The sequence below is a fragment of the Acidisphaera sp. S103 genome (assembly GCF_009765975.1).
In the GTDB taxonomy this organism is placed as follows: domain Bacteria; phylum Pseudomonadota; class Alphaproteobacteria; order Acetobacterales; family Acetobacteraceae; genus Rhodopila.
Genome location: NZ_LMUJ01000095.1, coordinates 23,601 through 34,785, shown reverse-complemented (window position 1 = coordinate 34,785; position 11,185 = coordinate 23,601). Strand labels below are relative to the sequence as shown.

At 65.2% G+C, this 11,185-nt stretch carries 9 protein-coding genes and 1 pseudogene; 5 read left to right on the top strand and 5 right to left on the bottom strand.

Annotated elements, in window-relative coordinates:
* The 4 genes and pseudogenes from GSQ89_RS31470 to GSQ89_RS31455 form a co-directional block, all read left to right on the top strand.
* Window positions 1–453, top strand: a pseudogene (locus GSQ89_RS31470) (MFS transporter); the annotation flags it as partial.
* 41 nt (window positions 454–494) lie between these two features.
* Window positions 495–2,042: an efflux transporter outer membrane subunit gene (locus GSQ89_RS31465; protein ID WP_158932067.1), complete on the top strand. Its 1,548-nt coding sequence runs from the start codon at window positions 495–497 to the stop codon at window positions 2,040–2,042.
* A gap of 410 nt (window positions 2,043–2,452) precedes the next feature.
* Complete coding sequence (locus GSQ89_RS31460) at window positions 2,453–3,727, top strand: outer membrane beta-barrel protein (protein WP_158932066.1); 1,275 nt, start codon at window positions 2,453–2,455, stop codon at window positions 3,725–3,727.
* A gap of 2 nt (window positions 3,728–3,729) precedes the next feature.
* A complete protein-coding gene (locus tag GSQ89_RS31455) occupies window positions 3,730–4,488 on the top strand; it encodes a WecB/TagA/CpsF family glycosyltransferase (RefSeq protein ID WP_158932065.1) in 759 nt (252 codons plus the stop codon).
* Here the strand turns inward: GSQ89_RS31455 and GSQ89_RS31450 are convergent.
* The 4 genes from GSQ89_RS31450 to GSQ89_RS31435 all read right to left on the bottom strand — a co-directional run bounded on the left by GSQ89_RS31450 (window position 4,424) and on the right by GSQ89_RS31435 (window position 7,799).
* The gene (locus tag GSQ89_RS31450; protein ID WP_158932064.1) at window positions 4,424–5,437 is read right to left on the bottom strand and encodes a glycosyltransferase family 2 protein; all 1,014 of its coding nucleotides are present in this window, start codon (window positions 5,435–5,437) and stop codon (window positions 4,424–4,426) included. The two genes, GSQ89_RS31455 and GSQ89_RS31450, sit on opposite strands and share 65 nt — an antisense overlap.
* Entirely contained in the window at window positions 5,437–6,474 is a 1,038-nt protein-coding gene (locus GSQ89_RS31445; protein WP_158932063.1) for a glycosyltransferase family 2 protein, read from the bottom strand. Before GSQ89_RS31445 ends, GSQ89_RS31450 begins: the two co-directional genes overlap by 1 nt.
* Before the next feature lie 2 nt (window positions 6,475–6,476).
* Complete coding sequence (locus GSQ89_RS31440) at window positions 6,477–7,193, bottom strand: sugar transferase (protein WP_158932062.1); 717 nt, start codon at window positions 7,191–7,193, stop codon at window positions 6,477–6,479.
* Window positions 7,194–7,352: 159 nt separating this feature from the next.
* Window positions 7,353–7,799 carry a GtrA family protein gene (locus GSQ89_RS31435; RefSeq protein WP_158932061.1) on the bottom strand — a complete coding sequence of 149 codons (447 nt, stop codon included), beginning with the start codon at window positions 7,797–7,799 and terminating at the stop codon, window positions 7,353–7,355.
* 106 nt (window positions 7,800–7,905) lie between these two features.
* Between GSQ89_RS31435 and selB the strand changes: the two genes are divergently transcribed.
* Entirely contained in the window at window positions 7,906–9,795 is a 1,890-nt protein-coding gene (selB, locus tag GSQ89_RS31430) for a selenocysteine-specific translation elongation factor (RefSeq protein ID WP_158932060.1), read from the top strand.
* A gap of 17 nt (window positions 9,796–9,812) precedes the next feature.
* Here the strand turns inward: selB and GSQ89_RS31425 are convergent, their stop codons facing one another.
* A complete protein-coding gene (locus GSQ89_RS31425; RefSeq protein ID WP_158932059.1) occupies window positions 9,813–11,096 on the bottom strand; it encodes a hypothetical protein in 1,284 nt (427 codons plus the stop codon).
* Between the last annotated feature and the right edge of the window lie 89 nt (window positions 11,097–11,185).

Genomic DNA, 11,185 nt, shown 5'->3' with positions numbered 1-11,185 from the left:
TGGGCGATGCTGATGGCGTCCGACCTTGACCTCAGCATCAGTTTCTGGAGCATCTCCGCCACGCGCATTTCGCAGGTCGTGTGGCTGCCGTTTCTGTTTATTCCCATCAGCGCGGTGTCCTACGTCGGATTGCCGCCCAATCGTAGCAATGAGGCTTCCGCCTTGATCAACCTGATGCGCAACCTGGGTGGAAGCGTGGGTGTGTCGTTCGTCAGCAACATGCTGGTCGTCCGCACCCAGTTTCATCACGAGCGGCTGGCGGAACACATTACCGCATATAACGGCTTCGGATGGAACACACCGCTTGCCCCGATCGACGCATTGGTTCAAGCACAGGCCTCCATCATGAGTTACCTGGACATTTTCTGGCTGCTTGGTGTTGTGGCCATCGTCGTCGCCCCCGTCATCCTGTTGCTGCCGCGGGTGCCCAAGGGCGCCGTCGCCGCGCATTAGATGGCGTCACGTCCCCTTTGTTCGCCCGCTGGATGACCGTTATGATCGATGACCCGAAACGAAGACTTGTGCTCGCCGGACTGCTCGCCACCACGGTTCTGGCGGGCTGCACTGTGGGACCCAACTTCGACAAACCCACCGCGGCGACTCCCGTATCATGGTTTTCCGGCCCGAAGGAGGCTGTGAAACCCCCGCCGAGTGTCCCGGTGGCGGAACCGATCGACGTAAACTGGTGGACGCTGTTCCACGATCCCGTGCTGACCGGGTTGGAACAGCGCGTGGCGGCGGAAAACCTGGACGTGAAGGTTGCAGCGGTGCGACTGACCGAATCCCGAGCCCAAGTGGGTGTCGCGCGGGCGTCACTGTTTCCCACCCTCGACGGCAACGCCTCCTACGTGCGTCAGAAGGCCAGCAACAACGGCCTGTTCGCCGTTGTCCCAAGCGCCGCGGGCGCCAGCGGGGCCAACGGTGCCTCCGGCAATTCGACCGGCGGAGTGCAAGGCACCGGCCTGGCGCCCTTCGATCTGTATCAGGGTGGGTTTGACGCCTCCTATGAGGTCGATCTGTGGGGCGGCGTCAAGCGCTCGGTCGAATCTGCTACCGCGACGGCCGAGGCCGCCAACGAGAACAGGCGTTCTGTCCTGCTGTCCAGCCTGGCCGAGGTCGCCCGCGATTACATCCAGCTTCGTGGCGTGCAGACCGAATTGAAGATTGCCCGTGATAACGTCCGGACCGCCCGCCAGAGCCTCAGCCTGACCCAGCAGCGGGCCGCCGGCGGGGTGACCACAGACCTCGACGTGGCCAACGCTTCGGCGCAGTTGCGCACCACACTCGCGCAGATCCCCAACCTGGAACAGCAGGAGGCGGCGCTGATCAACGCCCTCAGCCTGCTGTTGGGGCAACCGCCGAACGCGCTGCGCGCTGATCTCGCGGCGGCGGAACCGGTGCCGCCGGTGCCGCCGCGCGTGCCGGTCGGGCTGCCGTCCGAACTGGCGGAGCGGCGCCCCGACATCCGCGAGGCGGAGGCCAAGCTTCATGCTGCGACCGCCGATATCGGCGTGGCGAAGGCCAATTTCTACCCGTCACTCAGCCTGACCGGCAGCTTGGGATTGCAGTCGCTGCAGTTCAGCAACGCCTTCAACCTGAATTCGAGACAATATGCGATCGGTCCCGGCCTGACGATCCCGATCTTCCAAGGGGGGCAGTTGAGTTCCACCCTGCATCTGCGGAAGGCGCAGCAGCAGGAAGCGGCGCTCAATTTCCAAAAGATCGTGCTGCAGGCGTGGCATGACGTCGATAACGCGCTGACGGCGTACAAGGCTGAGCAGGCTCGGCGGGACGAACTGATCCAGGCAGTGGCGGAGAACCAACGTGCCTTGTCCTTGGCGCAAGCCCGCTACCAGGAGGGCGTCGCCGACTTTCTCAGTGTACTGGATGCCGAACGCAGCCTGCTGACGGCCCAACTGCAACTAGCGGACAGCACGACGACGGTGTCTTCCAACCTTGTGGCTCTGTACAAGGCGCTGGGTGGTGGCTGGGAGACTGATATGCCGCTGGATCAGGATAAGGTGGTGGCAACGAAGTCCTGAGTGGTTTTGTCAGTTTCGTAAACTGGAACGACCTTCAGCCTCCGCCCTGTAGGGGTGCGGTTGGTTGATGAATCTTTCGACCCTCGCTTATTGAAATGGTTCCACTACAGTCCGCGGATGCAACTGGCGGTCGTACAGAGGGCTGGTCCCAGGAGATGACAGCGTTCCGCGACGCCGTCGATGCGTTCCTGTTTGAACAGAAATCCGCAGTGGGAATGCTTCAATGGCGGCGGAGTCGAGACGGGACCGGTGTGTCGGCTTTCTGGCTTCTTTCGACCCAGATCGGCACTACGGATCATCGATTGTCGGTGTAACCACGCTCTGCACACCAACGCACTCAACCGTTCCCCCATTAACCGAAAATTAGCCTCTTCCCCCGATACTCGCCGACCATGTGGGCGCGATCGACCTTGCTTCGGGGCTTCCTGGCTCTCGTCCTGGCGATCAGCGTCGCCGGCAAGGCACTCGCCGAACTGATGAGCGCGCTGTTCCCCGACGGTGTCCCCGGCTACGGCACCGACGACGGCGTCACCGTCCAGACACGGCTTCACCCCGAACTGATGCCGCTCGGCGTGCGAGAAGGCGCGCTCGTGTTCCTGCCACAACTTGATCAGGGCTATGGTTATACCAGCAACGCGCTGCCAGGACCGTATCGCCGGGGAAGCTGGCAACTGGTGACCGCGCCCACCCTGAGCATGGCGTCGAACTGGTCGCGCGACGCCATCGGTGCGATGGTGTCGGTGCAGGATACCCGCTACCTGTCGCTGCCCAGCCAGAACCGCACGGATGCGACGGTATCCGCCGGCGGGCGGATCGATATCGGCAACGACAAACTCACCATCGCCGCGGCCCATGTGGCGGCGCATGAGGATCGCAGCCAGCTCGACACGATCGCCAGCGACCGCCCGATCGCGTTCGATCTCGACGACGTGCGGGCGTCATACGCGATAAACGACGGGCGCTGGAGCATCGTGCCAAACGTCCAGGTGACGAACTGGACGTACGATCCCACGACACTGTTGGGCATTCCAGCCAGCCAGGCCTACCGCGACCGTCTGGTGACTCAAGGCGGCGTCAGCGTCAGCTATGAAATCGCCCCATTGCGCGGCGTCATGCTGGTCGTCCGGGCCGTCCATCAGGAATACACCCAGACGCCGGCCGGCCAGCCCAGCCCGGACTCCACCAGCTACCAGGTGCTCGCGGGCGTCGATTACGACGATGACGCGGTGTGGCACCTGCGGGCGCTGGTCGGCGGCGAGGCACGCCGTTTCAGCAGTCCGCTGTATGCCCCGCAGAACACGCTGATCGCCGAGGCCAGCGCCGCATGGTCGCCCACCGGCCTGACCACCCTCACCGCCATGGTCAGCCGCGATACCGAGGACGCCGAACAGGAAGGTGTCTCCGGCCTGGTCTATTCATCGGCGAAGCTGACCATCGACCATGAATATCTGCGGAATTTGCTGTTCAGGGCCTCGATCGGGTTGCAGCGGGCGGATTTCTTTCAGGGCGGCCATCAGATCGGCACCACGGCCGGGTTCGGCATCACCTGGGTGATGAACCGCGACATGCGGCTGCTGTTCACCTACGATCAGACGGACCTGCACGGATCCACCATTCCGACCGACGCCCTGGTCACCGGCTACAGCCGCGGCGTTGGTCTGATGACATTGCGTCTCGGCCTGTAACGATGCCAATACAACTGCTTGGGCTTCCCTTCGCCGATCTCGATCTGCCGGCGGCGGCGGCGTGCATCGCCGGCCGTTCGGCCGATGCTCCGTTCGAGTACGTGGTGACACCGAACGCCGATCATCTGGTGCGCCTCGACCGCGATCCCGGCCTGCGCGCGATCTACCGGCGGGCGGTGCTGTGCTTGCTGGATTCCCGCGTCGTGTTCGGGCTGTCCCGCCTGTTCGGACTGCAGCCGCCGCCGGTGGTGGTCGGCAGCGATCTGACGGCGTATCTGCTGGCGCATCACCTGCGGCCGGACGAACGCATCACCATCGTCGGCCTGTCCGCCGCCTGGCTGCCGGCGCTGGTGCGGCGCCACGGGCTGGCCACGCCGGCCCACCACGACCCGCCGATGGGGTTCGAGCATGATCCAGCGGCATTCGCCGCCGCCGTTGCATTCGTCCGGGACCATCCGGCACGCTTCATATTCCTCGCGGTCGGCTCGCCTCGCCAGGAACGTCTTGCGGCGGCGATCACCGTAGCAGGCGGTGCTACCGGTACCGGGCTGTGCATCGGCGCCAGCCTGGAGTTCCTGGCGGGCGCGCGCCGCAGAGCGCCCCGGTTCATGCAGCTTATCGGGATGGAGTGGCTGTTCCGGCTGGTTACCGATCCGCGCCGGCTGCTCAGGCGCTACCTGATCGACAGTCCGAGGGTTATCGCTTTGCTGTTGAAGCAACGTTGGACGGGCGACCGAGTGGGCGTAGAGCCTCGTGGATGAGGCGGTGCGTCCACGACCCCCTATGCACCCGATCGTTGCGCGCCAGGTAGGATGCACTGGCCGGCGGCATCGGCCGGGATCGCATGATCGGCGCCATGTCCTTCGCCGCCACGATCGCCCGGGCGGTCTGTGCCGACAGCCCGTTGCGAACCCCCCGCAGCAGATACCCTGAGATGCGAGGTGCCAGCGCAGGCCAGCTTCGGCCCAGCTTGCGCTCGATGTAGAGGCGGTTTCGTACGAAATAGAACCAGCGAGTGGCGGTCCAGGCGACGCGCTGTTCAGCGGCGACCTTGTGGCGGATGACGATGTCGCCACGATAGCGGACCCGCCAGCCCTGGGCGATCGCGCGCAGGCTGAAATCGTACTCCTCCCAGCAAAAGAACAGGCTGGCGTCGTAGCCGCCTGCCTGCTCCCACGCGACCCGCCGGATCGCATGGCCGGCGCCGACGAACGTGATGGCGTCGAAGCTTTCCTCCGAACAAGACCGCAAACTCTCGGGATAGCCCCAGGACGACCGGTCGTCCGAACCGCCGTCTTCGGTGACGATGCGGCAGCCGATCGCTGCCAGCCGAGGTTCCGCATCCAGCGCCGCCACCAGGCGGGCGACCGTGTCGGCTGAGGCAAAAATGGCGTCGTTGTCCAGCGCAACGATCACCCGCCCGTGACCCAGGTCCGAAATCAAATTACGGCCGCCGGCCACGCCGAGGTTTTGTTCGGCCGCCAGCAACGTGACATCGGGGCGATCTTTGGCCACCGCCGCCAGTTGATCCAGCGTTTCCGGGCACGAACCCTGATCCAGCACGAAGATGTGGATCGAGGCTCCGGTCTGTCCGCAAGCCGACATGATCGCTGCGATGGTCTCGGCTGTTCGCTCCAGTGCCAGGATGATGATGTCCGCGTCGTAGCATCCGCTGGGCGGGCCAGTCGCACCGGCGAGCGAACGAACCATCAGTCGAACGTCTCCAGCGGCGGGATGGCCAGATAGGCCAGCCGCTTGTTCTCCTTTCGCCCGCGCGACACCGCGTCCAGGATCAGTCCGCAGGCCAGGGACAGGAATCCCAGCAGCATCAGCCCCATCGACAGCACCGCCGTCGGCAGGCGTGGTACCAGGCCGGTGTTCAGGAACTCCAGCACCACCGGGATGCCCAAGCTGACGCCCAGCGCCAGGAAAGCCAGGGCTGCCAGCGAAAAGACCTGTAGCGGCCGTTCTTGCTGAACCAGCGTGACAATGGCGCGCAGAATCCGAAATCCGTCGATATAGGTGTTCAGTTTCGACGACGTTCCGGCGGCGCGGTTGCGGTAGTTGGTGCGGACTTCATGCACCGGCATGTGCAGGGCCAGCGCATGGACGGTGAATTCGGTTTCGGTCTCGAAGCCGGACGATAGGGCAGGGAACGATTTGACGAAGCGCCGGCTGAACACCCGATAGCCCGACAGCAGATCGCTGATGCCGTCGCCGAACGCCCACGTCACCAGTCCGGTCAGCAAGGCGTTGCCCAGTTGGTGGCCCGGACGATAGGCGTCACGCACCGCGCCGTAACGGGCGGCGTTGACCATGTCCAACTGCCGCTCGATCAGGATGCTCAGCATCCCGGGCGCGGCGTCGGCGTCATAGGTGTCGTCGCCGTCGACCAGCAGGTAAACATCGGCGTCTATATCGGCGAACATACGGCGGACCACGTGGCCCTTGCCTTGCAGCCGTTCCCGCCGGACCACCGCGCCGGCCGCCCTGGCCTCCAGCATCGTGTGATCGGTCGAATTGTTATCGTAGACGTAGATGATCGCTTCCGGCAGGGCGTTCTGGAAGTCGGACACGACCTTGCCGATTGCCGCTTCCTCGTTCCGGCATGGAATCAGCACTGCCACCCGAGGCTGGTTCGCTATCAGACCGAACTGCTCGGCGATCGACTGGTCCGATTGCAGACCCCTGTCGTGGAACGCCGGTGTCGGCTGGTCCAGGGCCGCGGATATGGTGATTCCCTCCATTTTCAGTAGGCATTCGTCATGCGCAGCATCGTAACGATGGTGCGGCAGATGATCATCAGGTCGCGGCCCAGGCTCCAGGTGGCGATGTATTCAAGATCGCTGTCGATGCGCCTCAGCAGTTTCTCCTCGGTGTCGGTTTCGCCGCGCCAGCCGCGGATTTGCGCCAGTCCCGTCATGCCGGGCTTGACGACGTGACGGGCGCCGTAGCGATGGCTGACCGCCTCGAACGGCCGGCCGGCGGCACAGGTGCCGGGGGCATGCGGGCGCGGTCCGACCAGCGACATCGAACCCGTCAGCACGTTGATCAGTTGCGGAAATTCATCGAACGAGGTGCGGCGCAGCAAAGCACCGATCGGAGTCACCCGCGGGTCGTCGCGAGTCGCCTGCGGCAACGACCCCGGGGGGGCCACGGTGTGATACATGGTGCGAAATTTGAGCATCACGAACCGGCGGCCGTTCAGGCCGATACGCTCCTGCCGGAACAACGCCGGCCCCTTGCTGGTCAGGCGGATCGCCACGATGGCCAGCAGCATCGGAAGGCTCATCATGATCAGGCTGATCGAGGCCAGAACGATATCCGCAGCTCGCTTGACCATCGCGTCATGGGGATCCATCGCCCCGCTGGCGAAGCGGGCACGGCGGAAGGAGATCGGCGCCAGCGACGGTCCGCAATCGCTGTAGGCAAGGATTTCAAGGGCACTTGGAGGAAATGCGGACATGGGCTGCTGCATCTTCGGTTTCTGCTGAGCGGCAGCATCGGCGGCAAAATCTTAGAGTTCGGTTAACTCGGCACACGGCTGTAATTGGTGTTGAATATTTCTGTTGAACTTGTCTCGATTGACGGAACACACAACGAACTTGTTGCGTAACAGCAAAACTCAGCGGAAGACGAGTCGCCGCGACAGGCTGAAATTGACGAACATCCCGGCGATCGACCCGGCCGTGGTGGCAATGACAGGCTGATCGGCAGCGGCGGCGACGAATGTGACCAGGATGGCGTAGGTGCCTCGGTTCAGCACGAAGCCCCCCAGATTGGTCATCATGAACATTGCCCATTGCCGGTGCGCCGGCCCCGATCCCAGGCCGCGGAACGTCCAGATCCGGTTGAGCACCCAGTTGCCGGTGGCGGCGAAGACATAGGCAACCAGGCCGGCGCCATACAGGCCCAGCGAATGGCGCAGCCCGTAGACGGTCGCCGTATCGACGACGAGGCCCGCCAGGCCGACCACGCCGAAGCGCATGAACTGCACGGCCATGGCGATCCGAACCGGTGTCGCGAACGATTGCCATGACGGCGGCAGCCGCCGGAGGAATGTGGTTTGCATTGTGCCTCTGCCTAACGCGGGCCGGTACGGTTCCGCAAGCGATGTCGTCTTGACAGCGGCGCTGTCGGTGGCTCCCTGATCGCATGCGCGCGCATCGGATGTTTTCATGATCATCGGCACCGCCGGCCACGTGGACCATGGCAAGACGGCGCTGGTCAAAGCCCTGACCGGTGTCGACACTGATCGCCTCGCCGAGGAAAAGCGCCGCGGCATCACCATCGACCTCGGCTATGCCTACGCCGGCGACCTCGGGTTCATCGACGTGCCGGGGCATGAGCGGTTCGTGCACACGATGCTGGCGGGTGCCAGCGGCATCGACACGGCGCTGCTGGTGGTGGCGCTGCCCGAGGGGATCCGGCCGCAGACCCGCGAACATCTGCAAATCCTGACATTGCTGGGCATCGATCGTGTGGTGGTGGCGCTGACCAAGGCTGATCTCGCCGCCGATCGCATCCCGAAGGTTTCTGCCTCGGTCAGCACATTGCTGGCCGACACGCTGTTGGCGGGGGCGGCGATCCACCCGGTCTCGGTTGTCACCGGGCAGGGGATCGAGGCGTTGCTGGCCGCCCTGCTTGCGTCGGCGCCGCGGGATCGGGACCATGACGGCTATCCAAGGCTGGCGGTGGACCGAGCATTCACCTTGTCCGGTGCGGGGCTGATCGTAACTGGCACGCTGGTGTCGGGGCGCATCGCGGTGGAGGACCGGCTGGTACTGTCGCCCAGCGGCCTGGACTTGCGCGTGCGCGGCCTGCACGCCCAGAACAGCCCGGCAGCCGAGGCAACGGCGGGCCAACGTGTCGCGCTGAACATCACCGGTCCGCGGTTGTCGAAGGACGTCGTGGCACGAGGCGATTGGGTGCTGCATCCGGATATCCACGCACCGACCGCCGCGATTGATGCCCGTATTACCCTGCTGCCGGATGTCGCGCGGGCGCTGCGGCCGGATACCCAGGCGCATCTGCATCTGGGCGCGGCGCACGTGATGGCGCGCGTGTCACTGCTTGACCGCGACCGGTTGGAGCCAGGGCAGTCCGCCGCGGTGCGGCTGACGCTGCAACAACCGATCGGGGCGCTGGCGGGGGATCGCCTCGTGCTGCGGGACACCGGCGCGACCGCCACGATCGGCGGTGGCGTGGTGCTGGACCCGTTTCCGCCCAGGCGAGGACGGCGGACGCCGGCGCGGCTGGCGCAGCTTACGGCGTTGGAGGCCCCCGGCGTGATGGAGGCGTTGCGTGGGCTGCTGGCAATCCCGCCGGGCTGGACGGATCAGGGGCTGTTCATGCGGGCGCGTGGTCTGCCGGCAGGGGCGCGGGCTGGGGTGATCGCGGCGGTGCCGGCGATGGCAGCCGGCGGGTTGATCCTGTCGCCCGCCGCGTTCGACGCCATGCGAGCGACCGTCCTGGCGGCATTGGCGGCGCATCATCGCGCATCGCCCGAGTTGCCTGGCTTGCAGGCCGAACGGCTGCGGCTGGTGATGGCGGGACGGCCGCCGGTGGCGGGGTTCGCGGGTGTCCTCGAGGCGTTGGTGCGGGAGGGTCTAATCGCGGCCGACGGGCCGTGGTTCCGGTTGCCGGGACACCGGATTTCGTTGTCTCCGCAAGACGACCGCATATGGCACGCCGCTCGGCCGCTGATCGCGGCGGACCGGTTCCGCCCCCCCAGGGTCCGCGACATCGCGGCCGCGCTGACCACGCCAGAGGCTGCCGTGCGGGCCACTCTGAAGCGGCTGACGCGGATGGGCCGATTGGTTGAGGTCGCACCGGACACATTCTTCCTGCGCACGGCGGTCTCCGAGATGGCCGCGATCGCCGCCGAAGCTGTGGACACGGACGGCCTGCTGACGGCGGCGACGTTCCGTGACCGGCTGGATAACGGCCGCAAAATGGCGATCCTGGTGCTGGAATTCTTCGACAAGGCCGGAATCACCGTCCGCAAAGGGGATGTGCGGCGCGTGCGGACGGACCGGCTGGGCGTGTTTGGATCGCCGGATGGTTGATCACTGACGTGCCGGGATCAGCCCGTGACCGAACGAAGTAAGGGCCGCGTAAGTTCTGCCCGCCGCCGCAGCATCGCGTCGAACGCGGCGAAAACCTTGCGCATCGCCGGCTGCTTGTAGGGAAACAGCTCCGGCGGATCCATCAGATGAACGATGGCCGCCGTATCCGCCTCGAACACCAGCAATCGGCCGTCACGGGTCTCGGCGCAGTCGATGGAGTAGTAGTCGAAGTCCAGCCGTTCATGCAGCGCATCGAACGCGGCCGCGTGGCGGCGGGCGAAACCGGCTTCGAAACTGGCCATCGCGCCGGCTTCCTCGGCACGCCGTTCGGCGGACTCGGTCATGCTGGCGTTCAGATAATGCACCATCCAGTGTTGCGAGATCGCCATGTGGCAGAGAAATGGTTGCCGATCGATGAAGGCGACGCGCGATTTCCGGTAGAGCCTGTCCGAACTTTTGTAGTCCTCGAACGCGGTCAGGAAGAATTGGCGCTCGAAGGAGAAACGCAAATATTCGCTCAGGTCCGCCGTCGTCTGGATGCGGGACAGGCCGGTGCCGGCATGCGAACCGACCGGTCGGATCAGGTAGGGGCCGTCCGGCAAGTCGACACCCTCGATCGGGCGGCCGGTGGCGAGATGCGCATCCAGCGCGGCACGCGACACCGTGACGGCGGTGGGACTGCACAGACCAGGAATCCCAACCAGGCACTGCGACAATGCGTCACGCTCCAACCCCGGCAGGAAGCGTGGATCGTTCAGCGCCGGGCGCGGCCAGGCGGCGTACAGCCGGCGCAACCGGGTCAAAGTGGCGGGATCAGCCTCTCCGACGGCAAAGAACGCGACGTCATGATCGGGGATGACCGGCGGCAGCCCACGCCCAGGCAGCACGTAGAGCAGATCCAGCCGCACGTTCAGATGGTTGGTCAGGAAATCGAGTGGCGTATTGGTCATCAGATCGCCCGGACCGACCAGCGCGAGCAGCCGTAACGGAGGCTGTTCGGACTGCGGCCCTCCGTCGCCCGCCTCGATCCGATAAACCTGTGCCGCCGCCAGTGCCGCATCCTGCAGGTTCAACCCCTCCGCCCGGCGGAATCCAAGCTGCGCGACGATCGCGGCGTCGTAGGTCCACGCGGCTTCCTCGGCATCCGGCGGGTTGCGGCCCAGCAATTCGCCGATACGCGCCATCAGTGCCTCATAATCATAGCCCTGATAGGCGAAATGGGTCAGGTCGGCGGTGCCGCGTACGATCGGTGGAACAAACGCATCGCTCAGCGCCGGCAGCTTCGCGTCAATGAACGACATCGGGTTTCCGCCTCGGGTTACCCGAACACTGTGCCAGCGAAAGGTTAATGATTCCTTTCCACCGACGCCGGCCATTTGACATTCCGGCC